Here is a 26,809-nt window from a genome sequence, read left to right as displayed (position 1 = left end):
ATATGCAATACACAGCTCTCAATAAATATCTGGAGCCCTTGGAGACGCTGTTTCAGGATAGTGATATCAACGAGATCTCGATTAATAAACCCGGTGAGGTGTGGATCGAGAAGAAGGGTGAGGTTTTAAGGTCTGAAATGCCTGAGCTCGACTTTCAGCATCTTAAAGGACTCGCGAAATTAGTTGCTCAGGCGACCGAACAAAATGTAAGTGGTGAGTTCCCACTTCTTTCTGCCGCTCTACCAAATGAGTGCCGGGTTCAGCTGGTTTTGCCACCTGTTGCAGAAGCGGGGACGGTTGTAATTTCAATAAGGAAACCTAGCAGCATACAATTGTCTCTTGGTGATTATGAGGCAATGGGCGCATTTGAGAAACTTAAGTATCATGATGTTCCACTTGATACAGATAATCGTCTCCGTGAGCTCTTGAAGGGTGGCGATATAAAAAGTTTTCTTGAACTTGCAATAAAAGAAAAAAAGAACATCATCATCAGCGGTGGCACATCGACTGGTAAGACTACTTTCACCAATAGTCTGCTTCGTGAAATACCAACTTATGAGAGGATTATTACTGTCGAAGATGCTCGAGAGGTAGTGTTGTCTAAGCATCCGAATAGGGTGCATTTAGTTGCTTCAAAGGGCGGACAAGGTCGTGCCAATGTCACAACTCAAGATCTGATAGAAGCATGCCTTCGCCTTCGTCCTGACAGAATTATAGTTGGTGAACTGAGGGGTGCAGAAGCTTTTAGTTTTCTTAGGGCTATTAATACAGGGCATCCAGGTTCAATTTCTACTTTACATGCGGATGCTCCGAAGATGGCTATAGAGCAACTGAAGCTTATGGTAATGCAGGCTGGTTTAGGAATTCCTCCTGCGCAAATTAAGGAATATATAATGAATGTGATAGATGTTATTGTTCAACTCAAAAGAGCGGGTCATGGAAAGAGGTTTGTTTCTGAGATCTTGCTTACCAAGGATCTGCTTGAGATCGGTGATTGAGCTATAGGCATTAGGTGAGTCAGAGTGCGTTATGAGACAACTTAGGAATATTGTAACGATATTTTTTCTGCTGGCGTTCATTTTCGCACTGGCCTTTTACATTTCAGCAGCTATCTTTGTGGTTGCAGTTTGGGGAATAGAACACCTCAACTTTCGTGATTTGCAGCCATCTTTGGACAGGTTTCCTACACGTCTCTGGCCTACGATTTTCGTCTATGTAAGTGATCTTTTCAGGAATTGGGATGCTTGGGCCCCAGCTGTAAAGATAAAACTTGCCGTCTCATTAGGCATTCCATTTGGAATACTTGGAGTTGTTTTTTATATGCTCCGTGCACCGATTATGGAGTGGCGTCCATTCAAAAAGAAAGAATCTGTGCATGGTGATGCAAGGTGGGCAACAGAAAGGGAAATAAGAAAAATCGGGCTTAGAAGTCGTAAGGGAATACTGCTTGGTAAAGACAAGAAAGGTTTCCTTATTGCCGGGGGATTTCAGCATGCTCTATTATTTGCTCCAACTGGTTCTGGGAAGGGTGTTGGTTTTGTGATTCCAAATCTTCTCTTCTGGGAGGATTCTGTTGTTGTTCACGATATTAAACTTGAGAACTTTAGCTTAACTAGCGGCTACAGAAAAAAAATAGGGCAGAAGGTCTACTGTTGGAGTCCAGCTGATCCAGATGGTAAGAGTCACTGTTATAACCCATTGGATTGGGTTAGTTCGAAACCTGGGCAGATGGTGGATGATGTTCAAAAAATTGCTAACCTCCTAATGCCCGAACAAGATTTCTGGGTCAATGAGGCTCGGAGTCTTTTTCTTGGAGTAGTGCTGTACATTCTTGCTGTACCCGAAAAGGTGAAGTCCTTTGGAGAGGTAGTAAGGGTGATGAGAAGCGATGATGTTACGTATAGCCTCGCTGTTGCGTTGGACACAATGGGTAAAAAGATTCATCCAGTTGCCTATATGAACATTGCGGCCTTTCTTCAAAAGGCAGACAAGGAGAGATCTGGTGTGATATCGACAATGAACTCTTCACTTGAGTTGTGGGCGAATCCGCTTATTGATACCACAACAGCTACTAGTGACTTTAATTTTATGAAGTTCAAAAAAGAGCTTACTACCGTGTACGTCGGTCTTACACCGGATAACTTAACGAGATTACAGCCACTAATGCAAGTTTTCTATCAACAAGCGACTGAGTTTTTGTGTAGGCATCTTCCACAGAAGGACGAACCATATGGTGTTCTCTTTATGATGGATGAGTTTCCCACCCTTGGTGAGATGGAACAGTTTAAGACCGGTATTGCCTATTTTCGTGGATATAACGTACGTCTGTTTCTTATTATTCAAGATACGGAGCAGTTAAAGGGTATCTATGAAGAAGCAGGAATGAACTCTTTTCTCTCGAACTCTACCTACAGAATTACTTTCGCTGCGAACAATATAGAAACGGCAAATTTAATTTCACAGTTGGTGGGAAATAAGACGGTTGCACAGGAGTCGCTCAACAAACCGAAGTTTCTTGACTTGAACCCTGCATCACGGTCTTTGCATATTTCTGAGACTCAGCGGGCGCTTTTGTTGCCTCAAGAGGTAATAATGTTACCGCGCGATCAACAGATTCTGTTAATTGAATCTACCTATCCTATCAAATCGAAAAAGATACGGTATTACGAAGATAGTTTTTTCACGAAAAAGATCGTCGATCCTATTTCTATCCCGATCCAGGAACCGTTTGATCCTAAAAAATTTGAAGAGAAGATGCGCAGGGAAAGGGAGGCTAAAGAATTAGAAGAGAATGCTCCATTGGCTATAGATGAAGATCAGGCGCTTCTCGAAGACGAGTCTCTTTTAGATGATTCCGACTATGAAGATGGAGACTTTGAAGATCTAGATGAAGAAGAGGATTTGTCCGATTTTCTAGATGATGCAGAGGAAGAGAACGAAGAAAACATGGCATGAGGTGGTGTGTTTTCCAAGATTTGGCTCTTACTGGTGTTTTTCTTTCTTTATGCTGGTATAGCAAGAAAGTACGAGCATAATAGGTTGGTTTGGTGATTCTGCTTGCACGTTGTTGTTACTAGAAAGTCCTCTTCAGTGCTTATAAACCTTCAGACTTTATGGGAAAGGGGTTCAATGTCAATTTTAGGTGCGTTAGAATAGTGGCTATCCCTTCGCTATCGAAATGGACTACCTTGCCTTTATAGTTTTTGTTTACCTTATAGCAGCGATCCCTTTTGGTCGATGTATATCCGCCTGTTTTGGAGTTGATATCTGTAATAGGGGATCAGGTAACATTGGTGCGACAAATATGACCCGAGTGATGGGGTTGGGTTTTGGTTCTGTTGTCTTTGTTCTGGACTTTCTGAAAGCAGCGGTCCCAGTTTTTTTAGCAGTGCGGTTTTACAGTGATGTGTTTGCATCTGCGGTGGGTTTTGTTGCCGTTTTTGCGCATGTTTTTTCTGTTTACATGGCATTTAAGGGTGGTAAAGGAGTTGCACCAGTGATGGGTGTTTATTTTGTTTTGCTTCCGGTAGTTTTCATTGTTATTGTATGTATATGGGTGGTCTTTTTTGTTCTGTTCAGGCAGCCCTTTATTTCGTCCTTGACTGCCTGTTTCATCGGTGCTGTTTGTTCTTACACTTTGCTAGAGTCCTTCGTATTTTTGCCGATACTCGCCGGAACAGTGCTTGTTTTTATAAAGCATATGACCAATGTTCGTGAGTTCCTACAGGCTAGGTAGGTAGTGGCAGACCCATGGCTCTTTATCTTGTCTAGTGTTAGGTCGGATGTTAATGTTTCCAGAGTGAGTGAACACATTTCGTGAATGGACGTTGTTACAAGGTTTGCGCCGTCTCCCACAGGTAATTTGCACATTGGCGGTCTCAGGACTGCTATGTTTAATTTTCTCTATGCTAAAAGACATGGTGGTAGGTTCCTTCTTAGAATTGAAGATACTGATTTCGCCAGGTCGGATGCGGCTTATCTAGAGTCGATTTTGCAGGGTCTGAAGTGGCTTTCGCTTTATCATGATGTGCTTATCTGCCAATCTGCGAATGTTAATAGGCATAGAGAAGTTGCACTTGAGCTGTTGAACCGGGGCAAAGCTTATCACGATAAGGGTGCGGTGCGCCTTAAGGTAAATCACGATAAACCAGTAAAGTTTTCTGATTTGATTTTAGGAGAGATTTCAACTGATGGTAATAGCATTAATGATGTTGTGATCCTCAGGTCGGATGGGAGTCCAACCTACATGCTTGCGGTGGTTGTCGATGATCATGATATGGGTATAACTCACATAATAAGGGGTTCTGATCACATTACGAATACTTTTACCCAAAAGCTAATATATGAGGGCATGGGTTGGTCTCTACCTTATGTTGCTCATATACCGCTAATACACAATGCACATGGTGCTAAGCTCTCAAAGAGGGACGGTGCTGTCGATGTAGTAGATTATAAAACGATGGGTATACTTCCTGAAGCGATGTTCAATTATTTGCTTAGGCTAGGATGGAGTCATGGTGATAAAGAAATATTCTCCATGCAGGAGGCTATAGACCTTTTCGATATTACAGCAGTTGGTAAGTCTCCTGCTCGCTTTGACCGTGAGAAACTTTATAGTCTTAATTCTCATTATATCAGTGCCTTACCACCTGAGAGAATAGCCTTAGAGGTTCGAAGTTTTGTTGGAGAAAAAATAGTAGTTTCTGATAGTGCATTCGTTGCATTTGTTGAGTTGTTTCGGAAAAAATGTTCCTCGATTGTTGAATTGAAGGATAGTCTCCGGTTTTGTTGGTGTACTTATTTGCGTCCAGAGATGAATAGGATCTTGTTACAAGAGTTATTAAAACTACTGGAAAATACTGATTGGACTTCTGGTTTACAGGAAGTTTTGAAAGAGTATATTTCTCTTTCTGGATTTCCTGCAAAAGAGGTCTATACGAATCTGAGGATGGCCTTAATAGGGCAGGAACACTCCCCTTCGGTAGTGGAAATTATGCAAATCTTTGGTAAGGACATTGTTCTTCAAAAGTTGCACGACTCTCTCAAATAAGTCTTTCGTTAGTAAGTATCTGTGTGTAGATTGCCTTTTTAAAAATTGTCGTTTGCTTAGGGCAATGTTTAGGAGCTTGTTTCTCAGGGAAAATTGCTTAGCTTAAATGGCATGGATTCAATAGTTGTCTTCGATATAGAAACCGTTCCTGATACTGCTCTGTGTGAGGCACTTACCGGTTTTAAAGGTAAAGATGTTGTCGCGATGAGAAAGGCTATGGAGGATTATCATTTAGATATTACGGATGGTAAGAATCCATTTCTCAGGCAGCCCTTTCACAAGGTTATCGTAATATCGCTACTTAAGGCGACCCTTACTTGTAAAAATGATTGTGAGTTCTTTCAGCTAAGAAAAATTGCTTCTGGAGATATTCAGTGCTACAGCGAAAAAGAACTAGTACAGTTCTTTTTTGATCATGTATGTAAGTCACTACCTAGGCTTGTTTCTTTTAACGGTAGGACTTTCGATCTTCCTGTCTTAAAATATCGTGCGATGCGCTACGGTGTAGTTGCGCGCAATTTTTATCATTCCGGTGATAAATGGAACAGTTACAATAACAGGTACAGCGTGAATTGGCACACCGACCTGATTGATTTGCTGTCTGAGTATGGAGTTTCAGCAAGAGTCAAGATGAGCGAAGTCTGTGCAGCGCTTGGATTGCCCGGAAAACTTGGTATCGATGGTGCACAGGTTACACCCATGTATGATGCAGGGAGAATCACAGAAATTAGACATTATTGCGAGATAGATGTTTTGAATACCTACTTGCTCTATTTAACTGTACTCAGGCACCAGGGGACAGTTTCAGAGGAGAGCTATGCAAGGAACCTGGGTGAGTTGATGTCCTATCTCGAAAGAAATGAAAAGGACAACCCTAGTTATGTACCTTTTTTGCGATCTCTTAGGGCGAGTCAGATAGTGCGTTTTTAAATCCTATGGCTGTGTGTTGCAGTTTTCTTTCCGGGGAAGCAATGTGGAAATAATTGCCTACTAGTTTCACTGGTGCATCGTTAAAGCCGGTAATATTGAAGAGTGAGACTGGATGGCACACTTAACCAAAGCATTTGTGTGTTCTCAGTGTAGAAACACGACAAGAAGATTGCCAACTTTCACAGGCGTCCTAGTACCTTCCATTTTCTGTGACAAAAACTAGGACCCACAGTTTTGGGTAATGATATTGGATACAGAGCAGGTGTCTTTGCAACTGATGTACGTCTAGGTCTTACATGACTTACTTATAGCTTTATGTGTAGCCTCAGCATTAATCCAACCCACGACTTCGACAAATTTATCCTTCTCAAGATCTTTATAATGCCGGAAGAAATGCTCGATCTGATCAAGGAAAATATTGGGAAAATCTCCCGGTTCATTAAAGTTGATATAGTATGGATCGATTTGGGATGTTGGCACAGTGAGCAATTTTTCGTCCTCTCCTTTTTCGTCGCGCATTACGAATGCCCCTATTACCTTGACACGGATTAATGATCCTGGCATCAAGGGAGATCTGGTGACTACCAACGCATCAAGGGGATCACCGTCTCCCCCGAGAGTATTCGGGATGAAAGCATAATTGCATGGATAATTCATGCTTACAGGAATAAATCGATCGACGCAAATAAGTCCATCCTCATTGATCTCGTACTTTACACCATGGCTTCCGGCCGGAATCTCAACAATTACGTTTGCTTCTAGGGGAAAATTTTCTGGTTGTTTAACACGGCTATAACACTTCATATCCTTCCCACGAATTGCTAGAATGAATGTTTAACAGAAGTACTAAGAACAAACAAGCACACCTGCATCCCATTAGTTTATGCACCGCATACAAAAAATAAAGGCCCGTGAGATTTTCAATAGTAGAGGGTGGCCCACAATCGAGGTTGAGGTTACAACGAGTTGTGGCAAAGTAGGGTGTGCAATAGCGCCTTCTGGAGCGTCAAAGGGTGTCCTCGAAGCCTGTGAGTTGCTTGATGATGACAAGGAGCGCTTATCTGGAAGGGGTGTCTTGCGTGCTATAGAAAATGTCCACAAAATTATCGCTCCGGCCCTTATAGGGAAGAGTGTTGCTGCCCAAACTGAGATAGATTCTCTGTTGATTCAATTAGACGGCACAAGAAATAAGTCTGTGCTTGGGGCTAATACAATTACAGCCGTTTCTCTTGCAGTTGCGAAGGCAAATGCAAGTGTTAGGAGTGTTCCTTTATGTACTGTTTTTCATAACTTACTCACCAGTGAGACTGAGGATTTTGTGTATGTTCCTCCTGTTCCAATGTTGAATGTTATAAATGGCGGTTTACATGCCGATAATATGTTGGCAATCCAGGAATTCATGATTTGTCCAGTTGGTTGTCACTCTTTTAGAGAAAGTATGGAAAAGGCAGCGGAAGTCTTTCACCGTTTGAAGGTGCTTCTAAAACAGTATGGGAAGAGTACCAATGTTGGTGATGAAGGTGGTTTCGCGCCTGATCTTTCTTCCACTGAAGAGACACTTGGACTTCTCTCTGAGGCCATTGGTGATGATGGAGAATGCATTAAAATAGCTCTTGATGCGGCTTCTTCAACTTTTTACAAAGATGGAAAATACAGTATCGATGGAAAATTGTTGAATGTTAACGAGATGATCGATTTCTACACTGCGATCATAGAAAGGTACAATATTATTTCCATCGAGGATCCCCTACAAGAGAGTGATTGGGATTCTTGGCAGCTAATTACAAAAAAACTCTCTGATAAAATCTACATAGTTGGCGATGATATTTTTGTTACTAACCCTAAGATGATAGAAAGGGGAATAAGAACTGGTGTTGCTAATGCGGTGCTTGTGAAAATTAACCAAGTTGGTACCGTTACAGAGACGATTGAGGGCATAAAATTGGCTAGGAAAGCCGGATATAAAGTGGTCATATCACACCGTTCCGGGGAGACCGAGGATGTTTCGATAGCACATCTGGCTGTTGCTTGCGGTGGTGCATTTCTCAAGGCTGGTTCTTTAAGTCGCTCAGAGAGAGTTGCTAAGTACAATGAGGTACTTCGTTTGGAGGAGGTTTTTTTGTGATGTTTAGGGTTGTTTGCGTTGTTTTTCTTTTTTCTTTGTTTCCTTTGCTGTCTTACTCCATTGAAATCAAAGCTGCTGCTATGGTTGGAGGTGTGATCATCTCGAATCAAGATGTGCACAACTATCAAAACCTTCTTGTAATGCTTGGAGAAAAGTCTGATCTCTCTTATTCTGTGGCCTTAGAGCAGATGATAGACTTGGAAGTGTATTACCAGTATGCAAGACACGTTGGACTTCCGTTTTCTAATCAAAAGTATGATGCAGCACTTAAACATCTTCAAGCGTTAGGAATCAATCGTACAGCGCACACGTCATTGCTTGAAGAATATCTGAAAAAGCAGGTCTTTCTCTCTGAAGTTGTTGACCTTATCATCAGGCCTAGAGTTCGCATCGATGATAGGGATTTTGACGTAATGAAACGTGAGTTGGTCAAGAAAAAGAATACTTTCAAACTGAAGAAGATTAACAGTAATGGATCTACGGAGGAGCTTGGGTGGTTAGGACTTGATGTATTGCAACCTAATATTAGAGACGCGGTTTCTCATCTTGCTGTGGGCAAGGTCTCTGAGGAAGTGGATGGGAGTCGTTTTCAGGTTCTTGATAAAGAAAATGATTTTATTCTTTCAGTTGAGTATAAAGGCTTAGTTTCCCCTAAGTCAGATGTTGTAGGTATGTATCAGACTCTTTATTCTGGAAAACTTTCTGAGTTGAAAGCAAAGGATCGCAAGGATTTGTTTCTTATGGAGCAAGATATAGAAGTAAAAAGGGATGAGCGTATTATCCTTGATCTTACACTGGACCCTGATCACTTACGTGGACAATTGATCAAATTCATATATTCGAAGAAGATCGCAGAAGCATTGAAGGAGCTCTCTCTGAAATTGAGGGAAAATATACGCGTTGTCAAATATCCAGGTGAGTAGTAATACTATCCTTATTGAATACACTCGCCTGGTGCAGAGAAACTAGTTTAGGTTTAGCGAATCACAGAGTGTGACTCCACGATACCAAAGGGTAGTGCTCTTCATGAGTATTTGTACGGTTCTCCGTACATGTGGAGAACCATCTCAAAACTGATTAATCGTGTATACTTCTCTTTGGTTCGCCTACGTAGATTTGTCTAGGTCTGCAAAGTTTTTGTTCACTGTCACTTAAGAATTCTGCGATTTGTGCAACCCAACCTACCGTTCTAGCAAGTGCGAAAATCGCTGTGAACATGCGTGATGGTATTCCTAATGCGTCCAGTACTATTCCTGAATAGAAGTCTACATTAGGATATAGTTTACGACTCAGAAAGTATTCCTCGCTTGCTGCGATCGTTTCAAGTCTACCTGCAATATTGAGGACAGGTGAATCGGCTTTTAGCACACTATGAGCTTTTTGTTTTAATATGGCTGCGCGAGGGTCGTAGTTTTTATACACCCTATGCCCGAACCCCATAAGTCTCTCTTCTTTCTTTTTAACGCGCTCAATAAAGTTCTCTACGTTCCCGCCGTTTTCAATGATACCTCTCAACATTTCTAGGACCCGCTCATTTGCACCACCGTGCAATGGTCCCCATAGACTACCTGCAGCAGCAGAGCAGGCGGCAATTGGGCTTGCTCCTGAGGATACAACCATCCGTGCAACAGAGGTAGAAGCGGTTTGACCATGATCTGCGTGTAGGATAAAGATTTTGTCCAAGATCTCCGCATCTTCGGGCTTTTTCTCCCCAAACATCATGTATAGGAAGTTTTCAGCATAAGGAAGTCTAGTATCAGGTTCGATGAACTCCTGCGAATTGATATGTCGGTATATATATGCTACGAGCCACGGTGTATAGGCGACTAGAAGTAGCTTCTTCTCATGAAAGTCAGTTTCTCCGTGTACTGAGGCGAGCGAAGCAAATGCAGATATTAAAACTGCCATCGGGTGTACACTTGTTGGGAAAGAACGGATATTTTTCAGGACGCACTCAGGAAGTTGTGGTACGTGCTTTATTTCCTCTTCAAACTCTTGTGTAGCAATTGAATCTGGGAGTTTACCGTTTATGAGAAGATAGCCGACCTGCAAGAAGTTAGAAGTTCGTGCTAATTCCTCTATTGAGTAGCCCCTATGCAGAAGTATCCCTTTTTCACCATCTATAAAAGTAATGCTAGATTTGCATGGAGCAGTTTTTGCATACCCCGGATCATAGAAAAATCCCTTTGGCTCCAGAGAGACAGAGACACCGAAGGGACCAGCTGTGCTTTTTAAAAATTCCTCCACATTTACTTTTACTTTTTCAGAATTCATCTTCTTTCAATATTCTCCAGTTGAGTACTATAATGGCTCTTGCTGCGTGGTTAATAAAATTCTACAGGTATTTTTCTAATTTTGTATGCAGGTACAGTACCTATACGATCCCCAGGGTTCCAATTCTCGCACAAGAACAATTTCTTGCAAAGGGGAATGTGCTGTGCTGGCAAAAAGTGACATTATATCGCTATTCCTTTCATATGTTTCGTATACTCGCTCTCAGTTTTTGTGCTCTAGTTTTGTGTGTACCCATCAATTCGTTTGCAATATCGGATTTACACATAGCAGTTGATAGCAGTCTAAGTATTCCTTTTCGGAAAATCATTAAAGATTATGCTCAGAAAAGGTTAATGATCATTACTGCTGATTTTAAGAACTCAGACCTCTTGTCCGCAGATCCAGAAAAGGGGCATCATGCTGTCGTTTCAGTTGTTCACTTAGGGCAAAAGCCGGAGCTGAGCGGCGTACCGTTCGCATCCGATAAGTTATACGTTTGTATTGCAGAAAGTAGTCCAATAAGAGAATTAATAGGCAAACATGATAGTCTGAATACAGTCTTAAAAATTGCACAAAAGCATTCCGCCTTTATTGTACCATCCCCTGACAATGTGATGGGAAACATAATCAATGATGTTGTGTTAAAATTATGCGCAGGCAGATTAGTAAAAGTGAAAGATTTCGAGAATTTGGGTCGTGCGGCTATTGAGAGTGGTGCCTTTGTTATTCTTCCGGGAAGTATTGCTATCCAACACGAGAGTGCTGGCCTTAATAGGTTGTTTGAGGTGCCACAAGAATTGTATCCGGAGATCTGGTACAGCATCACTATTTTGGAAAATGAAGGGATTAATCAATCTAGAGAATTTGTCAAGTTTCTTTTCTTAGGAGAGATCAATTATAGTGAACTTGGGTTCTACAAGGGAGCATAATGCTTTGTGTAGTTTGTGATTTGGTCCTGCGCGTAATCTACCATAAGGGGGTGTGATGCTTTATATAGTTTCTGGCTTAGTCTTGTTGGTAACCTTGTGTGTACTGGGATTATTTTTTTTTCTTGGTGCTAATCGTGAAGAGGAGTTTTCTTATACGGTTGAAGACGATGAGCACGAAGAATACCACAAGGAGAAGCAGCGGAGGATAAAAGATCAATACTACAGAAGCATAGACTTAGAGGAATTTAATAGGCATTTTGGTTCAGATCCCAAGATTGTTGGAATAGCAAAACCTCAAGGTAAGTGGACCAGTATGGTAATAAAAAGGAACATGCTATATATCACGACCTTAAAGAACCTTATGGGATCTAACTTTTCCAAGATGGGTATATGGCAACTGAAAGTAAAGGCACAATCCCTGATTTCTCACGGTATGCACAAGGGAAGAGGAAAATAGACGAGCGGGAGCAATTTGCTATAGATAGCCAGCTAGAAAGTGCGAGTTCGCTCCTTCACAATGAGTGCCACTTTACATGGCGTGTATCATATAGTTTGTTTGAGTAGTGATGTCACGAAGCATTCTACTGCCTGGCGGTTTTGTGCAAGTTTTTCTCTTTCTGCAATGATGATTGATAGTGCCTTTTGCTTTGTTTCTGTCAGGTTATCGTTGGTTAGTACGTAGTCGTATTCTGAGAAATGTTGGATTTCCTTAAGTGCCGCTCTTAGTCTGTATTCAATAACATCAGCTGTGTCTGTGGCTCTGTTGGTTAGACGCATCTTTAGTTTTTCTAAACTGGGCGGCAGAAGAAATATGGAAACACAATTAGTCTTCTTGCGAATTTGGTCAGCTCCCTGCCAGTCTATACAACAAATCACATCTGTACCAAGTGCCAGAGTTTTCTCTATATATCTACGTGAGGTGCCGTATTGATTCTGCAAAACTGTTGCATGTTCAAGCATTTCTCCTTCTTGTAGTAATCGATGAAAGTCATCCTCATTTACAAAATAATAGTCTGTACCATCCCTTTCTTTTCCCCGTGGTTGTCTGGTGGTAAATGAAACAGACCGCTTAATGAACGGATCTTGACTGACTAAGAAATCCGCTACTGTTGTTTTCCCTCCACCGGAAGGAGAGGAGATAATAAACAGAATTCCCTTTCGCATGCGAAATCTTCCTTTAAATTGTATCTCGTACTCACTTTTACCTATTGAAGGTGCTTCCTTCTAGATCAGCTTCTGTGAGATCTGCATTGTGTAGTTTATTTTTGCTAAAAATGTTTCCTCTTAACGTCGCACCTCTAAAATTTACTTTTCCTAGGGCAATTTTACTGAAGTCGATATTTGAGTAGTTTACATCTGCAAAATCGTACGTTCCACTTGCAATGAGTTTTTCAAAATTCGACAATCCGACAACCGCTCCCATTTTATCAAGTTGAGAAGAAGTGTCTTCTGTAAACTTTTCCGTGAAAAGCGTCTTTGTAAATAGCGTATTTTCCATATTTGTTCCAGAAAAATCGTTTCCAGAAAAACTCGATTTAACGATCGTTAAATTGTTTACCGAGTTGTCTATAAAGGTATTAGTAAAGAAGTGACTTTTGTATATTGTTACACCTAAGACCTGTGTTTCACTTATATGGGAATGCAGCAGCTGTAGCAGTTGTAATTTGAGATTTCTTAAAGAAGCCTTTACGATCCGCGAGTTCTCTATTGTTATATCTGAAAGATCCCCTTGGAGAAGTGGGGAATCTATTTGCGTATGCTTAATTGCAATGCTCTTGCCATTGACGTCCAAAAGTACGGTATCAAGAAGTCCTGAGTTAGAGATAATAAGATTTGTAATAATACAATCTTTCAGCGAGGCATCTGCAATTTCGCTGTCATACAATTTTACGTTGCTTATGGACGACCGTGTTATTGCTGATGAATCGATCGTAATGTTCTGTGAGCTAAAGTTACACAAGCAGCATTCTGAAAAAGTTGTGTTTCCTATGTGTAATCCCTCTAGAAATGCTGAGGAGAAGTCGGTTTTGATGAATGAAGTACCTTCAACCGATGCATAGCTGAGATCTGTGTTTAGCATGCTTACCTTTTCCAGATAGCAGTTGTATAGTCTGCTTTGGTGCAGGTCGGAGTTAGTTATCTCTGACGAAAACACCTCAGTATCGTGTATGCGAGAACCTGATAACTCTATTCCGTGCAAAGAGCTGTCTACAAGTGTACTTCTAGAGATCTCTGCATTTACAAGTTTTGAGATTGTTAGTTGGGAATCGGTAATTTTCGAATCTTCTATTTTTATGTTGGAGAGGTTAGTTTCAGAAATTTCACTTTCAGCAAGAAGAGTACTCTCAAACTTGGCCTCCAAAATATCGGAGTTTCTGATCAGGATGTTGCTTAGCTTGTTATCATTTAGTACAAGGGAGGGAGCGTGTGTCTTTAGGATTTTGACATTTTTTAGCTCAGATTTTTCTATTTGTGTGTTGTTTAAATCAGACTCAACGATATACACATCATCCATCTGACTACTTATGACATGTCCTTTGTAGATAATTGTATTGTAAAAGGTAGAGTTATTTATGACGCTGTTTTTGATCGTAAGACTAGTGAAAATTGCACGATCGAAAGAAGAATTCTCTATTACCATTCCATCGAACGTTACTTTGCCGAGGTCTAGTCCAGAGAAATCAACATTTGTCAGTCTATCACCAAAGCGTTCCTTAAAATCCAACACAATGTTGCGATCTTTGTTTTGTAGTTTGAGAAATTCTATTACTTCCTTTTTGGTTGGTGAGGCACCATAACAACCAGAGGAAGTAAAAAAAAGGATAGCGATCAAAAAAAACGAGATTAAATTTCCCATAGGCAATCAATTCAGGCTAGATATAATAGCTCTAATTACTAGACCCAACACATTTTGCCGGGCGCCCAGTTACACAGGACGAAGCTAGTATTGTAGCAGCCGCGATACATAGTGCCGGTAACATGTTGTAGTGAATGTCAGAGGTATTAAAGATTGTCAAAAGTATTGTTGCCGTTGTTCCAGAAGTCAAGCCAAGAATTGCTGGCATTTTGTTTCTAGTTTTTGTGTACAAAGTGAACAACATAACCGGTCCTATTGAAGCACCCAATCCTGTCAAAGAGAAGATTGCTAATTTTCCAACGGATTGGTTGAAAATTAACGAGATCAAAAGTGCTAATGCGCCTACAAGGATTGTCATAAGTTTTGTGGCGAGAATGAGATGTGTATCACTTCTGTTTCGTGTAATGTGTCTATAGATATCGTTAGCTATACAGCTTGCACTTGATATCAGTTGAGCATCTATCGTACTCATTACGGCGGCTAAAATCGCGATTATTATCATGCTACTATAAAGTGGACTGGTAAACACTTCGCTTAGGTTCAAAAGTAACATTTCTGTATCTCTAATAGATGGGAGTAGTTTTCTTCCGTACACTGCAGATATTGTGATTCCAAGGTAGATTATGATGTTTATAATAATGCTTGTATTCCGAGCTATGCTCAATTTGTCCGGAGATTTTATAGCTAGGAATTTCCCAATTGTATGTGGTGTCCCAAACATTACTGAAGCAAAGCTGAAGTACAATATTGCTTGTGTAATGTCAGAATGACTAATTTCATTTGAGCCACTCTGTTTCAAGAAAGTGGTTAGTGGTTCTAGGCCGAACTTTGCCAGCAGTGAAAAAGGTAATATGCAAGTTGCTAAAACCATTATTGCTCCCTGAAGAACGTTCACGTGCGAAGCAGATCTAAAACCGCCTATGGTAGTATAGAACAGTGTAACGATAAGCACCGCTAACGCTACCAAGTTGGACTCAAGGCTCACCACTTTCGAAAGAACTTTTGTAAGACCAAGTATATTTGCACCAATATATGTCACGGTGAAAAGAGTGATAATCAGTGATGCAAGAACTCCAACTGCTTTGCTGTCGAATTTATTTGCGAGATATTGTGGAATAGTAAGTGCATCCTTGCTTTCTTCACTCTGCACTCTTAAGCGTCCAGCCAAGATTCGCCAAGAAAGTATGCTAAACACAAAGAATCCCAGATCAACCCAGAGTCGCGAGAGCCCAATTGTGTAAATCATGCTTGCAACTACAGTGAAGGTTCCTACGCTGATTTCAGAAGAAACATGACTTATCCCTGTGATTATTTCATGGACCGACCTATTTGCAAGAATATACTCTTTGAATGATGCACTAACTCTCTTACGAACGAACCCAAAGAAAAAAATACAGAGAAAGTATAATCCTACTGCGAGTAGGTGAGTGTAAAACATCTATAATGTAATCCCAGCGAGCAAGCTTCAGGCTGTAATTTAAACAAAACTAAATATATTAATTACATGGGACAAAGAAAATACTTACCCTCATGAAATCTGCCCATCACTATAAGGCTAAGAACAAGTCTAGCTTGTTCTTCAGGCGAATAACCGGGGAAATTCAAGATGCATGCCTAAACTCGTCACTTCCGCAAAAGTCCAGCACCTCCTTAACGTGTCCTGGTACCTGTACTTTTCTCCACAATTTTCTAATCTTTCCATTCAGATCTACAACAAAGGTACTGCGTTCTATGCCGTAATACTTTTTCCCAAACATTGATTTCTCCACCCAAGCCCCATACTTCTGTATGGTCTCTGCTGATTCGTCGGACAATAAATGAAAAGGTAGGTCGTACCTTGTAGAGAAATTCTTATGTGCCCTGAGACTATCTTTTGATATACCAAAAACAACAACATTGAGCTCTTTAAACTCCTCAATGCGTTCTTTAAAATCTTTTGCTTCCTGAGTGCAGCCAGGAGTGTCATTCTTCGGGTAAAAATAGATCACAAAACTAGCCTTCCCTAGAAAATCTTGTAGACTTACCATTCCACCCATACTTGAAGGAAGACAAAAAGAAGGAGCTAGATCATCTACTTCCAAAGTACTCATAAGGGATTTTTATCATGTCTAACAGGTAACTTGTATCACTGGTCGTAGTAGAACGAAAGACCCTGCAATGGCTTCTTAGTGGTTATTTTCTTGCTAAAAGGAGATTTTGTTCCTGCAAGAGAGTTGCCCCAAGCTATTCACGATTGCCAAACGATTTTGTATTTACAGACTATCACTTTGTTTTGGGTTGTAACAAAAACACCGCGGAGCAAAAAACTTTTGCTTGCAGCTAGTAAAGTCAGAAAAAGATGTCTGAGCTATTTTTAAATTTATATTTTCTATAGAGTAAAAATAATATTTTACCTAGTTTGTGGGTTGCTGTATGGATTTCCTATAGCCTGATGTTTCACTGTAACGTTCTTTCTGATACAATTCCTACGGCTTTTGCACTATTTACGATCACATTGAGTAACACGGATTATACAGCAGATTCGATAAAGGTATTAAAAGGTCTTGAGGCCGTTCGGAAAAGGCCCGGGATGTATATCGGAGACACGGACGATGGGTCAGGGTTGCATCAGATGGTGTATGAAGTTGTTGATAATTCCGTAGATGAATCCCTTGCTGGTTATTGCACTGCGATAGAGGTTGTCATTGATGTTGATGGGTCGATCTCTGTTAAGGACAACGGACGTGGCATGCCTACAGATATGCATGGAGAAGGCGTGTCCGCAGCAGAGGTAATTATGACGCAATTGCACGCTGGTGGGAAATTCGATCAGAGCAGTTATAAGGTATCTGGTGGTCTGCACGGTGTTGGTGTGTCGGTAGTAAATGCCCTTTCTGATTGGTTGAAGCTGACGATTTACAGAGATGGTAAAATTCACTTCGCGGAATTTAAGAACGGTGAAACAGTGCACTCTTTGTCTGTTATTGGGGAGTGTGGTGATAAAACTGGTACATTAGTTCATTTTCTTCCATCGAGGAGTACGTTTAAAAACACGATAGAGGTGAGTTTTACTACTCTTGAGAATAGATTTAGAGAGTTGTCGTTTTTGAACCCTGGATTAGAAGTTTCTCTGCTTGATCTGAGAAAGAGTGGTGGTAGTGCAGGGAAGGTAATTTTTTTCTCTTCTGGTGGTACCGAAGAATTTGTTACTTATCTGGACCGAAGCAAGCAACCCATTCACACGAGTCCAATCAGAATCACGGGAGGAGTTGATTCCATTGTGATGGATATAGCAATACAGTGGAATGATTCTTATTACGAGAATGTACTTTGCTTCACAAATAACATAAAGCAAAGAGACGGTGGTACGCACCTTGCTGCGCTTAGGAGCGCGATGACGAGAGTTATGCACAACTACATTGTCAAGGAGAATCTGCTTAAGAAGGAAAAAGTTCTTGTGTCCGGTGAGGATGTAAGAGAGGGTCTGACTGCAATTCTCTCTATTAAACTTCCGGACCCAAAATTTTCCTCTCAAACTAAGGAGAAACTCATCAGTTCTGAGGTCAAGCCTGTAATAGAAAAAATAGTTGGTGATTCGCTGGCGAGTTGGCTTGAAGAGAATCCCAGTGCTGCAAGGGTGATTGCAAAGAAGGTAGTCGAGTCTGCTTTAGCGAGAGAGGCAGCAAAAAAAGCACGAGAACTCACACGTAGAAAGGGCGGGCTGGAAATAACAACACTTCCAGGAAAGCTGGCCGATTGTCAAGAAAAATCTCCTGAGCTCTCAGAATTGTTAATTGTTGAGGGTGATTCAGCAGGAGGCTCGGCGAAACAAGGTAGAGATAGAAAAACTCAAGCTGTTTTACCATTAAGAGGAAAGATTCTTAATGTTGAGAAAACGAGATTCCATAAGGTTATAGGTTCGGCAGAGATAGGAAATTTGATTGCTGCTTTGGGTACTAGCATAGGAGAGGAGGAGTTTAACATTGATAAAATCAGGTACCACAAGGTCATCATCATGACGGATGCTGATGTTGATGGACTACATATTAGGACGCTTTTGCTGACGTTTTTTTTCCGTTATGCGCGACCAATCGTTGAGCGTGGATATTTGTACATTGCTCAAACGCCACTGTATAAAGTGATGAGAAAGGGCACAGATGTTTATCTCCGTGATGATATAGCTCTTGAGGAATACCTCCTGGAGCGTATTGTAAAAGGTAAAGAGTTAATAGGTGCGAATGGTGATGTGTATACCGGTCAAGCGCTGAAACGCATTGTACAGCAATGTTTGGTTCTTTCTAGAATTCTTGAAAAGTTCGACTATAGGATACCATTAGAAATTTTGGAGGTGGTTTTTCTGTGCGGCGAAGCGGCTGACCCTAAGCTTCTCGCTGAAAGAGTTGCTCTTGCATCTTTTGGTACATGGACTGTTGTTCGCGAGGATGGTGCATTGTTTTTTGAGCGCACTTTCCAGGGGTTGAGAAACCGATATGAATACTCTCCACTTTTTGTGCCTGAAGATCTCGAGAAGATGGCTAAAATCCGTGAGGCTATTAGTGAGATTTTTTATCCTGGTTTTGCAAGGTTCAATAATAAAGATTACTACTCTATTCTTACCTTTGTTAAGGATGCAGATTCAGCAGCCAGAGCTGGTATGGTCTTACAAAGATTTAAAGGTTTGGGGGAAATGAATCCGGAACAGTTATGGTCCACCACCCTTGATCCCTCTAACAGAACAATTTTTAAAGTGACTATAGAAGAGGCGGCCGTAGCTGATCAGATGTGTTCCATGTTGATGGGTGATGCTGTTGGTCCGCGTAGGGACTTTATTGTTAATAATGCGCTCAATGCAAGCAATATAGACGTGTGATCCCTCTCTTGTTATCTTTGGGTTACTATGTTGACCCTCAGAGCGCCGGCGAAGATTAATCTTTTTTTGCTCGTTACGGGAAGAAATGAGTCCGGGTTTCACCTGCTTGATAGTGTTTTCTGTTTCACGGATGATCTGTACGATGAGATAAGACTTGTTCCTACGTCTGCTACCGAGGATTCAGTCAAATTCATTGGTGCATCCCAAGCAATAGATTCTGATAACTCAGTGAGTCGTGTTCTCAGTTTTTTCAAGGATTATGCAAGGTGCCATTTCGACGTTACTGTAGCAAAGAATCTTCCTGTCGCTGCTGGTATAGGTGGTGGTTCAGCAGATGCAGCTGCGCTGCTAAGATATTTTGGAGAACTGTACAATATCTCAACAGCCCTACTTAATCAAATGGCTTTGTCTATCGGTTTTGATACGTTAGCTTGTCTTCATAGGCGCGCGTGCTACGTGACAGGAATGGGTGAAAAAGTCGTTGCATTACCAGAGTCGAGGCTTGTCTGTCCAATACTCTTGGTTTGTCCAAACTTTCCGGTTAGTTCTGCTGAAGTCTATAAAAATTTTCGTGAAAGGGGAACTATTTTTTCAGCCGAGTCTTATCTTACTAAGGTTCATCGGACATTTGAAGATATGCTCTCTCTTCCGAATGACTTAACTGATGCTGCTATCGAAATTGCTCCAGTGATAAGTGATGTACTGAAAAACATTAAGAGTTGCAAAGGCAATAAGGTTGCCAAATTATGTGGGAGTGGTCCTACGTGTATGGGCATGTTCGACACTGTGGAAAATCTAAGAGCTGCCCACTCAGAATTAGTGTGCCATCATAAATGGTGGGTTAGGATTGCACATATTTCCCTGTAATTGGGAATGTTTATTTTGTTTGCGTATCAGCAGTTTCTCGATATTTCTTATGGTATTTTGCAGTGAGTAGTGCTGATCTCAGACTTTTGGTAGGGAAGTCGTCATGTGTTGTCTATTTAGTGTTAGAGAATTATCATTTCTGCCCTATACATAGAATGACACTTCGGTGTAAGGTTTAGTTGGTCCTGAGTTTAATTTTAAGGTTTAATGGGTGGCTTACTTTTATATCTCGCTTCTTTTGTGCTAGTGGTTTCTGTGATTGTCTTCGCACATGAGTTTGGGCATTATATTTTTGCCAAAATGTTTGGGGTGAAAGTAGAAGAGTTTTCGATTGGATTTGGGAAAGAGTTATTCGGCTTCAATGACAAGTCGGGAACCAGATGGAAGCTCTCTATGATTCCAGCTGGTGGGTACGTGAAAATGTTCGGAGACTTAGATGAGAGTAGCGCTGCGGATTTTGAGAAAATCCGTATGATGGATGATTGCATGAAAGCTCAGACTCTGAATTGTAAACCTCTCTATCAGAAAGCCCTTGTTATTTTTGGTGGTCCTCTTGCTAATTTTGTTTTTGCGTTTTTGGTTCTGTCTTTCCTATATGGTTATTTTGGAAAGGTCACTGTTGAGCCAGTAGTAGCATCTGTGATTATCGATAGTCCGGCGGCAAATGCAGGATTCAGGGTTGGAGACAGGATCTTAACAATGAATAATAAGCCTATCGTGAGTTTCGATGAAATTAAAAAATTCATTTACCTGAATCGCAATAGTGCGGTGTCTTTTACTGTGTTAAGGGATGGTTATGAAATATCCATGTCTGTAACTCCAAAGATTGAGATTGGACAAGATATATTCGGTAATCATGAAGAGGTACCAAAGCTCGGAATAGAGGCGTCAAAGATTCAGCGTAGAGAGATTGGTGTCCTGGATGCAATGCGGTTTTCTTTGATTGAGATTGGTAATGTTGTTTATTCAACGTTAAAGCTCCTCGGGCAGACAATTACTGGGAGGGCCAAAACTGATGCCATAGGCGGTCCAATAAAAATTGCTAAATACTCTGGACAGTCAATGCGAATGGGGTTCACTATGTTTTTGTGGTTCATGGCAATGTTGTCGATCAATCTTGGTTTGTTTAATCTTTTTCCTATACCGATGCTTGATGGTGGGCATCTGCTTTTCTATTTGATTGAGTGGATTAAGGGTGGTAGAGTAGCGATTGGCTTTCAGCAATGGGCAGGAAGAGCAGGGATGTTGTTATTGATAGCTATCCTTGTTTTTGCCGTTTTTAACGATATTCGTTTTATTCTCAGGTAGTTGATGCGAAAAAAACTTTTTTTGGTTTTACTTCTTTTTTTGTCAGGGTTTTGCTTTGCGGATGAAGTAGTTGAAATTAGAATTTCTGGTAATAAAAGAGTCACCGAGGCGACCGTCCGTGGATTGCTGCATATTGAGGTAGGGCAGGATATAGCTTCTGATGAGTTAAATGCAGTTTTTAAAAGGCTCACAGATTCACGTCTATTTAGCAGTGTAGAGCTGGATCTGACAGCTGGCATCCTGGAGGTAAGACTGCGTGAGAATCAAATACTCCGTAATGTTGTAGTTAAAGGGAATAAGCTTCTTAGTAGGGCATCGATTGATAAGATTCTTGTGTACAAAAAAGATGCGGTTTTTGATGTTCACGAATTTGAGAACAGTGTAACTGCTCTGAAAGGCTACTATAGAGACTCTGTTGTTGCGAAAACAGCTATCAGCTACAAAATTGTTCCAATAGATGAAAATAATGTGGATGTGGAGGTAACGATAAAGGAAGCCAAGCCTACTGTGATTCGAGCAATACAATTTGAGGGCAATAAAAGGTATTCCGATAGAGTTCTCAAGCATGTTATCAGGAGTAGAGAAAATAGCGTACTCAGACTTTTTAGTACGGCGCACTACTACTCAAGGGAGAAATTAGAATTTGACAAGGATTTATTGTCCGATTTTTATCAAGGAAAGGGGTATTTCGATTATTCATTAGAGAGTCTCGAGGAGATAGAAAATGAAGATGGTGTTGTCCTGGTTTTCAAGCTAAAAGAAGGCGCTAGGTACAGCTTCGGCAGGGTAAGTATTGTTTCAGAGAAAGGCGAGATAAAGGTAGGTGATCTAAAAGAAAAGGTTAGGATAAGGGAAGGTACTGTTTTCAATATAGGTGCTGTAAGGGAAAATGCCTTGATGCTGCTAAGTGTGCTGAATAAAAGGGGATATATGTTTGTCAATGTTGTTCCTGAGTATCAGCCTGATGCAAATGGTAGGGTGGATCTTACATATCATATTGTTAGCACGAAGAAATATAGAATTCGGAAGATTAACATAAGTGGTAACACAAGGACCAACGATACAGTCATCAGACGTGAGATGCTTGTGAGTGAGAATGACTTGTACCAACCTAGTAAAGTTGCGGATTCACGCAGACGAATACTGAATTTAGGTTTTTTCGATGAGGTTCACATAGAGGAACACAAAATTGATGATCAAAATCTCATACTTGAGGTAAGAGTAAAAGAGCGCCCTACTGGGACGCTGAATCTGAGCGGTGGCTATGGATCGGATGTTGGGTTTTTCGGAAACTTTTCTTTTGTTGAGAATAACCTTTTTGGCACATCCGATCGTTTAGTGGTTGATTTGCAAAGAGCTTCCTTAGGAAGCAATTACTCCATGGAGTTTCAGCGAAAACGAATCTTCGACACATTCATCACAGCAGGTGCGTCTATCTTTTTTAAGAACCGTAATGAGAAGGCGAATAAATTATATAAATTTTCATCCGTTGGGGGTGATGGCTCGCTAGGTTACTATTTAACAGATGATCTGCATTTACACCTTGGTTATTCATTGAGCTTTGATAGAATTTTCGATGTTGATGCTGATGCGCCTGAATCTGTCAAGAAAAGCGCCGGAACTAAAATTCTTTCCGTGGTTAGTTATTCGCTCTTCCTGAATAAACTGGATAATTACTTTGTTCCTAGGTACGGCTACGGAATCAGATTCGGTAACAGACTTGCTGGCATTGGCGGAGACGTTAAGTTCTTACGATCTGATGTTAAAGTCGGTGGTTTTGCCTCCGTTTTTGATCAGAGTGCTGTATTGAGCCTCGTTGTACGTGCAGGCAATATATGTGGGTATTCTGGGCAGGGTGTTGACGTTGCTAATAGGTTTTTCCTTAACGAAATGCGTGGGTTTGACAATCTTGGCATTGGTCCACGCGATGTTGACACAGACGATGCATTAGGTGGGAACTCTTTTATTCTTGGTACTGCAGAAGTGCAGATGCCAATGAGGCTGCCTGTGGAGCTTGATTTGAAAGCTGCTTTTTTTTATGAGGTTGGCACTTTAACTGGTGTGGATGTTACTACGGAAAAAGTTTATGACTCGCATGCACTAAGAAGTAGCATTGGCGCGGGTTTGGTATGGAATAGTCCGTTTGGTGTCCTAAGAGTGGATGTCGCAAAGGCTTTGATAGAAGGAAAGAAAGATAGAGTGAAGACTGTAAGGTTCGGTATAGTATCCCCATTCTAGAGAATGTCAACGATATACGCGCTTTCTACTGTCTTTGGAAAGTCGGGTGTGGCTGTTTTTAGAATTTCCGGTCCAGATGCTCTGCTAGCTCTAGAAATCCTTGGATTAGAAGTAAAGCAGCCGCACCCTAGGTTTGTGTACTTTACAAGACTCTTTGATGAGCACCTCCTAATAGATGAGGTATTGGTTATTTATTTTGCTTCCCCTGCGAGTTTTACTGGTGAAGACGTTGTTGAGGTGCACTCACATGGTAGTATAGCAGTTCTGCGATATATCAGTGAGAAGCTTTCTACATTGTTCAGACCTGCTGAGCCGGGTGAGTTTACAAGGAGAGCAGTACTGAATAACAGAATGGATCTCACAAAAGCAGAAGGCATAATAGATCTAATTAACGCTGAGACGCGCGAACAATTAAAGCAAGCTTCTCGTCATTTATCGGGGAAGTTGGCTGAGGGATATGATTCCCTACGTAGTAAAATAATCAAAGTGCTTTCGTATTTGGAGGCATATATAGACTTTCCAGATGAAGAAATACCAGAAACCCTGCTTGCGGAGATACAACAATCGATCGTTGCTATACAATGCGACATTTCTCATTATCTTGCTGACGGTAAAATCGGGGAAAAAATTAGAGAAGGTTTCTCAGTTGTAATAGTCGGGAAGCCAAATGTAGGTAAGTCGACTCTTTTTAACTATCTTGCGAAGAGAGATCTTGCAATAGTTACTGATATTCCAGGTACTACGAGGGATGTACTTGAAGTAAGACTAGATTGCAATGGTTACCCACTGATCTTATCAGATACAGCTGGAATCCAGGAGACCTGTGATGCAATAGAAAAAATGGGTATAGCTAGAGCGCTCAAAAAGGCGGCAGAAGCGGATGTCATTGTCTTTCTTCAAGATATCACCGAGTTGCGTGTGACAAAGGAAGGAGGCGAAGATGTGGTAGACCCAGTCATTGCCCGACATCTTGATATGCAACTGGTGGATCTGGAAAGTAAAGAGCACATGCAAAGTGATCAAAGACGTGTAGATAAACCTGTGGATTCAAGTGGATGGGCTCACGAAATGCGCTTTGAAAGGTCAGGTGTTGGAAGTAAGAATATGAGCTATCCGGATATAGGAAAAATGGATCTCAACTTGCAAGATATTCTTGACGAGCGGCATGGTGAAAAAGATCGTAGTTTTGTGTGTCACGATACGATACGAGAGCACAATCCAGGTGGCAGTGAGTGTAGTGAGGACATATATAGAGAATTTAGTGAATTATTTACGGCAGCAAAAAGACTAGACATTCCTATAGTAAAGGTTGTGACGAAGGCTGACATCGCACCTACGCAATTGTCATTCTGGCAAGAAAAGGGGTACATATGTATATCCGTGTATGAAAGAGAAGGTATAAAGCTTCTTTTTGACAGAATATTTGATATTGTTTCGTCCTCAAATACTGAAGCTCACATCATTACACGTGCGCGGCACCGATTGGCATTGGAGAACGCTTTAGACCATCTGCGACGTTTTAATACGGATCTTCCAATCGAGCTTGCTGCAGAGGAGATTAAACTTGCAGCTAATCATATTGCATCCATCACAGGTGAGATCAAGTTGGATGATGTCTTGGATGAGATTTTTTCCTCGTTTTGCATAGGCAAATGAGGTCATTTTGTTATTTGTTTGGTAGATTGTCTGTATTACTGCAAAAACATTGCCATGCCAAACAACATATTTCTTTTCTGTTTTACAAATTGTCCTTTAGTCTGTGTTGCTATAGAGAGTTCGAGCTGTTTTTGCATGGTTGACGTTTAGTGTTAAGGATATCTTTTATGTACTGGTGAAAGCACTACAGAGAGCTTTTTGATGTGGGAGGATGTAACCTGATATTTAAAGCACCACAGAGAGCTTTAAATGTTCTTTGCGCGAAATACACCGATGTCAGAAAAGTATTTTGCTCATTGGTTAATACATTAAGATAAGATAAATTGATAGTACGAAGACTGTATCTGTGTTAGACTCCTCTGGCTCTTTTTTGTCTGGTTCCCGTAGCTGATGAGTGTGTATATGCCACATTGGCCTAAGCCTTTAGGTGCTAGGCCTACTGAAATTGATTTGGGATTATGCAGGGTAGTAAGTGTTTTGAAGAAGCTTGGTGATCCTCATTTATCTATGCAACAGGTCGTGCATGTTGCTGGTACGAATGGTAAAGGTTCTACGATAGCTTTTCTTAGAGCAATACTCCAAGCTTCGTGCTATTCAGTAGATGTTTGTACCTCACCACACCTGAGGTACTTTAACGAACGTATAGTTCTCCGTGACAGGGAAATAAGTGATAAAGTTCTATATAATGTACTGGAGGATGTGAGAATTGCTTCCGAAGGTGAAAAGCTAACTTTTTTTGAAGGGACAACCCTTGCCGCGATTTTGGCCTTCTCGCGTAGTAATGCTGATTGCTGCCTGATTGAGACGGGAATGGGAGGTAGGCTAGATGCAACAAATGTTTTTCCTAAGCCGTTAGTGACGATTATCACGGCAATAGATTTTGATCACACTCATTATTTAGGTGAAACTATTGCTCAAATTGCATATGAAAAAGCTGGTATTATCAAGGAAGGAGTTCCCTGTGTTATTGCAAAACAACATAGTGAAGCCATGGAAGTTATACAGGATGTTGCAAAGAGTAAAAGAGCTCCTGTTTTTAGGCAAGGCCACGAGTGGGAAGTCGTAAGTGCTGGGAAAACGTTACAGTTTAGTGTTGGTTCACATGTAGAGGAATATCCACTTCCTAATTTGAGAGGCTTACACCAAATTGGGAACGCAGGTAATGCAATTGCTGCAGCAACTATCTTGAGTAGTAGGTACACTTACGATGCAATTAGTGTTGAGAGTGTCAGTGTTGGTATTAGAAATGCGAATTGGCCAGCTAGATTGCAGTTAATACGTGGCAAAAGCAATAAGCTTGTTAATATGCTTCCAGAAGGCTGGGAGTTTTACATGGATGGAGCGCATAACCCTTCTGGAGCTAGTACAATTTCTGCTTGGTTGAATAAAGAGCAGGTCCATATCATTCTTGGTATGACAAGAGATAAGGATACAAAAGAATTTGTATCTCATCTCCTTCCGAATATCGAAAGCATCTCAGTAGTGTGTGTGCAGGGTGAACCACGGAGTAAGACGATTCAAGAAATTGAACAGCCTATTCTTGAGTTAGGCTTGGAATGTAGAAAAAGTTCTTCTCTTGAAGATGCGTTCCGGCATATTCTTGGTAGAGATTCAGCTAGCAAAAAGATTTTGTTATGTGGATCACTATTTCTTTTTCGTGACATTGCTAGTTACGGTGAGATCGAGGTCTGTCTCTCTTAAGCTGCTCTCCTCGAATCAAGTGACC

Annotated in this window: 21 protein-coding genes; 15 read left to right on the top strand and 6 right to left on the bottom strand. The window is 41.0% G+C overall.

Annotated features, from left to right (window positions below; all coding sequences use genetic code 11):
- The first annotated feature begins 2 nt into the window (after window positions 1-2).
- The 5 genes from virB11 (at window position 3) to GP480_RS02990 (ending at window position 5,980) form a co-directional block, all read left to right on the top strand.
- Window positions 3-998, top strand: a complete 996-nt coding sequence (gene virB11 / locus GP480_RS03010; protein ID WP_160095751.1) for a P-type DNA transfer ATPase VirB11 — start codon at window positions 3-5, stop codon at window positions 996-998.
- Between the two features lie 31 nt (window positions 999-1,029).
- A complete protein-coding gene (locus GP480_RS03005; protein ID WP_160095749.1) occupies window positions 1,030-2,955 on the top strand; it encodes a type IV secretory system conjugative DNA transfer family protein in 1,926 nt (641 codons plus the stop codon).
- A 223-nt stretch (window positions 2,956-3,178) separates the two neighbouring features.
- Window positions 3,179-3,736, top strand: coding sequence for a glycerol-3-phosphate acyltransferase (locus GP480_RS03000; protein ID WP_160095747.1), 558 nt, complete (start codon window positions 3,179-3,181; stop codon window positions 3,734-3,736).
- Window positions 3,737-3,820: 84 nt separating this feature from the next.
- Window positions 3,821-5,050 (top strand): glutamate--tRNA ligase, encoded by a 1,230-nt coding sequence (locus tag GP480_RS02995; RefSeq protein WP_160095745.1) that lies wholly within the window; start codon window positions 3,821-3,823, stop codon window positions 5,048-5,050.
- Between the two features lie 111 nt (window positions 5,051-5,161).
- Window positions 5,162-5,980 carry a 3'-5' exonuclease gene (locus tag GP480_RS02990; RefSeq protein ID WP_160095743.1) on the top strand — a complete coding sequence of 273 codons (819 nt, stop codon included), beginning with the start codon at window positions 5,162-5,164 and terminating at the stop codon, window positions 5,978-5,980.
- A 285-nt stretch (window positions 5,981-6,265) separates the two neighbouring features.
- Here GP480_RS02990 and ppa read toward each other — a convergent pair whose 3' ends face one another.
- Window positions 6,266-6,784: an inorganic diphosphatase gene (gene ppa, locus GP480_RS02985; RefSeq protein WP_160095741.1), complete on the bottom strand. Its 519-nt coding sequence runs from the start codon at window positions 6,782-6,784 to the stop codon at window positions 6,266-6,268.
- Between the two features lie 79 nt (window positions 6,785-6,863).
- Between ppa and eno the strand changes: the two genes are divergently transcribed.
- Both eno and GP480_RS02975 read left to right on the top strand, forming a co-directional pair.
- A complete protein-coding gene (gene eno / locus GP480_RS02980; RefSeq protein WP_160095739.1) occupies window positions 6,864-8,105 on the top strand; it encodes a phosphopyruvate hydratase in 1,242 nt (413 codons plus the stop codon).
- The gene (locus GP480_RS02975) at window positions 8,105-9,028 is read left to right on the top strand and encodes a hypothetical protein (protein ID WP_160095737.1); all 924 of its coding nucleotides are present in this window, start codon (window positions 8,105-8,107) and stop codon (window positions 9,026-9,028) included. The genes eno and GP480_RS02975 overlap by 1 nt, the downstream gene beginning before the upstream one ends.
- A 154-nt stretch (window positions 9,029-9,182) precedes the next feature.
- Here GP480_RS02975 and GP480_RS02970 read toward each other — a convergent pair whose 3' ends face one another.
- Window positions 9,183-10,379: a citrate/2-methylcitrate synthase gene (locus tag GP480_RS02970; protein WP_160095735.1), complete on the bottom strand. Its 1,197-nt coding sequence runs from the start codon at window positions 10,377-10,379 to the stop codon at window positions 9,183-9,185.
- Between the two features lie 203 nt (window positions 10,380-10,582).
- Between GP480_RS02970 and GP480_RS02965 the strand changes: the two genes are divergently transcribed.
- Together GP480_RS02965 and GP480_RS02960 are read left to right on the top strand one after the other, a co-directional pair.
- Complete coding sequence (locus tag GP480_RS02965; RefSeq protein WP_160095733.1) at window positions 10,583-11,308, top strand: hypothetical protein; 726 nt, start codon at window positions 10,583-10,585, stop codon at window positions 11,306-11,308.
- Window positions 11,309-11,363: 55 nt separating this feature from the next.
- Window positions 11,364-11,765, top strand: coding sequence for a hypothetical protein (locus tag GP480_RS02960; RefSeq protein WP_160095731.1), 402 nt, complete (start codon window positions 11,364-11,366; stop codon window positions 11,763-11,765).
- An 86-nt stretch (window positions 11,766-11,851) separates the two neighbouring features.
- Here the strand turns inward: GP480_RS02960 and gmk are convergent, their stop codons facing one another.
- The 4 genes from gmk to GP480_RS02940 form a co-directional block, all read right to left on the bottom strand.
- Entirely contained in the window at window positions 11,852-12,472 is a 621-nt protein-coding gene (gmk, locus tag GP480_RS02955) for a guanylate kinase (RefSeq protein WP_160095729.1), read from the bottom strand.
- Between the two features lie 37 nt (window positions 12,473-12,509).
- Window positions 12,510-14,165, bottom strand: a complete 1,656-nt coding sequence (locus GP480_RS02950) for a pentapeptide repeat-containing protein (protein WP_160095727.1) — start codon at window positions 14,163-14,165, stop codon at window positions 12,510-12,512.
- 31 nt (window positions 14,166-14,196) lie between these two features.
- Window positions 14,197-15,603 carry a sodium:solute symporter family transporter gene (locus GP480_RS02945; RefSeq protein WP_160095725.1) on the bottom strand — a complete coding sequence of 469 codons (1,407 nt, stop codon included), beginning with the start codon at window positions 15,601-15,603 and terminating at the stop codon, window positions 14,197-14,199.
- A 163-nt stretch (window positions 15,604-15,766) separates the two neighbouring features.
- Window positions 15,767-16,255 carry a peroxiredoxin gene (locus GP480_RS02940; RefSeq protein ID WP_160095723.1) on the bottom strand — a complete coding sequence of 163 codons (489 nt, stop codon included), beginning with the start codon at window positions 16,253-16,255 and terminating at the stop codon, window positions 15,767-15,769.
- A 341-nt stretch (window positions 16,256-16,596) separates the two neighbouring features.
- On the opposite strand from GP480_RS02940, the gene gyrB reads away from it, so the two are divergent.
- The 6 genes from gyrB (at window position 16,597) to GP480_RS02910 (ending at window position 26,784) form a co-directional block, all read left to right on the top strand.
- A complete protein-coding gene (gene gyrB, locus GP480_RS02935) occupies window positions 16,597-19,014 on the top strand; it encodes a DNA topoisomerase (ATP-hydrolyzing) subunit B (RefSeq protein WP_237111312.1) in 2,418 nt (805 codons plus the stop codon).
- A 27-nt stretch (window positions 19,015-19,041) separates the two neighbouring features.
- Window positions 19,042-19,881 (top strand): 4-(cytidine 5'-diphospho)-2-C-methyl-D-erythritol kinase, encoded by an 840-nt coding sequence (locus GP480_RS02930; RefSeq protein ID WP_160095721.1) that lies wholly within the window; start codon window positions 19,042-19,044, stop codon window positions 19,879-19,881.
- 207 nt (window positions 19,882-20,088) lie between these two features.
- Window positions 20,089-21,189: an RIP metalloprotease RseP gene (gene rseP, locus GP480_RS02925; protein WP_160095719.1), complete on the top strand. Its 1,101-nt coding sequence runs from the start codon at window positions 20,089-20,091 to the stop codon at window positions 21,187-21,189.
- Between the two features lie 3 nt (window positions 21,190-21,192).
- Window positions 21,193-23,427: an outer membrane protein assembly factor BamA gene (bamA, locus tag GP480_RS02920; protein WP_237111311.1), complete on the top strand. Its 2,235-nt coding sequence runs from the start codon at window positions 21,193-21,195 to the stop codon at window positions 23,425-23,427.
- Between the two features lie 3 nt (window positions 23,428-23,430).
- Window positions 23,431-25,083: a tRNA uridine-5-carboxymethylaminomethyl(34) synthesis GTPase MnmE gene (gene mnmE, locus GP480_RS02915; protein ID WP_160095717.1), complete on the top strand. Its 1,653-nt coding sequence runs from the start codon at window positions 23,431-23,433 to the stop codon at window positions 25,081-25,083.
- 402 nt (window positions 25,084-25,485) lie between these two features.
- Window positions 25,486-26,784, top strand: coding sequence for a bifunctional folylpolyglutamate synthase/dihydrofolate synthase (locus tag GP480_RS02910; protein ID WP_237111310.1), 1,299 nt, complete (start codon window positions 25,486-25,488; stop codon window positions 26,782-26,784).
- Window positions 26,785-26,809: the final 25 nt, after the last annotated feature.

The sequence above is a fragment of the Neorickettsia findlayensis genome (assembly GCF_009856525.1).
Classification (GTDB): Bacteria; Pseudomonadota; Alphaproteobacteria; order Rickettsiales; family Anaplasmataceae; genus Neorickettsia; species Neorickettsia findlayensis.
Note: the sequence above shows the minus strand (reverse complement) of the source record. Positions and strands in the feature narration are given on the sequence as shown.

Coding starts and splice junctions, on each gene's coding strand:
- virB11 (WP_160095751.1), top strand. CDS start 3: ATGCAATACACAGCTCTCAATAAATATCTGGAGCCCTTGGAGACGCTG.
- GP480_RS03005 (WP_160095749.1), top strand. CDS start 1,030: ATGAGACAACTTAGGAATATTGTAACGATATTTTTTCTGCTGGCGTTC.
- GP480_RS03000 (WP_160095747.1), top strand. CDS start 3,179: ATGGACTACCTTGCCTTTATAGTTTTTGTTTACCTTATAGCAGCGATC.
- GP480_RS02995 (WP_160095745.1), top strand. CDS start 3,821: ATGGACGTTGTTACAAGGTTTGCGCCGTCTCCCACAGGTAATTTGCAC.
- GP480_RS02990 (WP_160095743.1), top strand. CDS start 5,162: ATGGATTCAATAGTTGTCTTCGATATAGAAACCGTTCCTGATACTGCT.
- ppa (WP_160095741.1), bottom strand. CDS start 6,784: ATGAAGTGTTATAGCCGTGTTAAACAACCAGAAAATTTTCCCCTAGAA.
- eno (WP_160095739.1), top strand. CDS start 6,864: ATGCACCGCATACAAAAAATAAAGGCCCGTGAGATTTTCAATAGTAGA.
- GP480_RS02975 (WP_160095737.1), top strand. CDS start 8,105: ATGTTTAGGGTTGTTTGCGTTGTTTTTCTTTTTTCTTTGTTTCCTTTG.
- GP480_RS02970 (WP_160095735.1), bottom strand. CDS start 10,379: ATGAATTCTGAAAAAGTAAAAGTAAATGTGGAGGAATTTTTAAAAAGC.
- GP480_RS02965 (WP_160095733.1), top strand. CDS start 10,583: ATGTTTCGTATACTCGCTCTCAGTTTTTGTGCTCTAGTTTTGTGTGTA.
- GP480_RS02960 (WP_160095731.1), top strand. CDS start 11,364: ATGCTTTATATAGTTTCTGGCTTAGTCTTGTTGGTAACCTTGTGTGTA.
- gmk (WP_160095729.1), bottom strand. CDS start 12,472: ATGCGAAAGGGAATTCTGTTTATTATCTCCTCTCCTTCCGGTGGAGGG.
- GP480_RS02950 (WP_160095727.1), bottom strand. CDS start 14,165: ATGGGAAATTTAATCTCGTTTTTTTTGATCGCTATCCTTTTTTTTACT.
- GP480_RS02945 (WP_160095725.1), bottom strand. CDS start 15,603: ATGTTTTACACTCACCTACTCGCAGTAGGATTATACTTTCTCTGTATT.
- GP480_RS02940 (WP_160095723.1), bottom strand. CDS start 16,255: ATGAGTACTTTGGAAGTAGATGATCTAGCTCCTTCTTTTTGTCTTCCT.
- gyrB (WP_237111312.1), top strand. CDS start 16,597: ATGTTTCACTGTAACGTTCTTTCTGATACAATTCCTACGGCTTTTGCA.
- GP480_RS02930 (WP_160095721.1), top strand. CDS start 19,042: ATGTTGACCCTCAGAGCGCCGGCGAAGATTAATCTTTTTTTGCTCGTT.
- rseP (WP_160095719.1), top strand. CDS start 20,089: ATGGGTGGCTTACTTTTATATCTCGCTTCTTTTGTGCTAGTGGTTTCT.
- bamA (WP_237111311.1), top strand. CDS start 21,193: ATGCGAAAAAAACTTTTTTTGGTTTTACTTCTTTTTTTGTCAGGGTTT.
- mnmE (WP_160095717.1), top strand. CDS start 23,431: ATGTCAACGATATACGCGCTTTCTACTGTCTTTGGAAAGTCGGGTGTG.
- GP480_RS02910 (WP_237111310.1), top strand. CDS start 25,486: ATGCCACATTGGCCTAAGCCTTTAGGTGCTAGGCCTACTGAAATTGAT.